The organism is Oceanobacillus profundus, from assembly GCF_003515705.1.
Taxonomy (GTDB): Bacteria; Bacillota; Bacilli; order Bacillales; family Amphibacillaceae; genus Oceanobacillus; species Oceanobacillus profundus.
This window is the reverse complement of the sequence record NZ_QWEH01000049.1, coordinates 1-1,686: the sequence shown is the minus strand read 5'-3', so window position 1 is coordinate 1,686 and position 1,686 is coordinate 1. Positions and strand designations below refer to the sequence as shown.

Below are 1,686 nucleotides of genomic sequence, written 5' to 3'. Positions count from 1 at the left end.
TCCCACAGGAGTTATTATGAACGAAACTAGCCCCTACTCGTAAAAACGTAGGTTAATTTGGGTATAGTGTATTAAACAAAGGAAACCCAAATCAGAGCTATAATACGAGAGGAGCTATTACTATGAATAATACCACAAAATACGTAGGATTAGACGTATCAAAGGAAAAAATTGCGGTGGCAGTTGCAGAAGAAGGACGTTCAAAGCCGAGATATGTTGGCATGATTAGCTATACAGTAGAGGCGATTAGAAAATTAATGAAAAAACTAGGAGAGTATGAACAACTTCGAGTTTGTTATGAAGCTGGACCAACCGGATATGGACTCTATCGCCTACTTAAGGGTATGAAGATTGAATGTGAAGTAATTGCACCATCCTTAATACCTCAAAAACCCGGAAGTCGTGTTAAAACGGATAAACGCGATGCCATTAATTTGGCAACACTTTATCGTGCAGGAGAATTAACGCCTATCTATGTGCCAACCGAAGATGATGAGGCATTGCGTGATTTAGTCCGAGCACGTGAGGATGTGAAGGAAGATGAATTAAGAGCGAAACATCGACTAACAAAATTTCTACTAAGAAATGAAATCAGACCACCTAAAGGTACTAAAAAATGGTCCGTGAAATATTGGGAGTGGTTAGATACATTAACCTTTAAACGCTCGGCATCTAGAGTTGCCTATCAGGAATACCTGCAGCAGCTAAAAATATTCCAACAACGATTAAAAATAATAGAACAAGAAATTGAGGAACAATCCAAAGAAGGAATCCACGCACCGATGATTCAAACACTGATGACACTACGAGGAGTGGCAGTCATTACAGCTACTAGTTTAGTTGCAGAAATCGGATCATTCGAGCGATTTCAGACAGCCAACCAATTTATGGCATACGTCGGACTTGTCCCTAGTGAAAGTTCAAGTGGCGAATTACGTAAATTAGGCAAGATCACTAAAACAGGGAACCAACATGTACGTAAATTATTGATAGAGGCTGCCTGGAGCTACAGATATCAGCCTGCAGTCAAGGGAAAATTGAAAAAGAGACAACAAGGACAACCAACGAATATCTTAGGGATTTCATGGAAGGCTCAAAATCGCTTGCATAAGAAGTTTTACCGTTTATTAGGTCGTGGAAAAGAAGCTGGGAAGGTTATTACAGCAATTGCGAGGGAACTAGCAGGTTTCATTTGGGCAATTACCCATGAATTTGAAGCTAAAACAAATTAAGTTCGATTTCATATAATCAAGCAAGGAAGTTGATTAGAAAAGGGAAAAAATATAGGGCCCGGAGGCAAAGGTGAAAACCGTAAAGGAAAATGCACGACGTAGACTTGTACTAGCTATACAATTAGTGAACGTACGCCAGGAGTTCGTGTTAGATCCTTAGACGGAACGATAAAATGTGAGAACCCACGGATATCAGTATGCTCATCGGAGTAGAGATTTTTGCCTTCGCGCCGTGTATTTCTTCTTAATAAGAAAGAAAAGAAAGGAGATAATCACGATTCTTAGACTTAGGGGCAAGTTAAGAAGATAGAAGTATAATAGTAATATCAGTTAAATAAAAAAGAGCCTATACAGACATAGACTCTTAGCTTAAAGTTGGTCAAAAAGAATATCTTTCAAAAGAGTGTAAGGGGTACTTGACAGTTTCGTTCATATCAGTCTACGTATATTTCCT

General features: G+C 38.9%; 1 protein-coding gene. It reads left to right on the top strand.

The features are described from left to right. Positions 1–122: 122 nt before the first annotated feature. Positions 123–1,232, top strand: coding sequence for an IS110 family RNA-guided transposase (locus D1B32_RS23450; protein WP_118890505.1), 1,110 nt, complete (start codon positions 123–125; stop codon positions 1,230–1,232). The last annotated feature ends 454 nt before the right edge of the window (positions 1,233–1,686 follow it).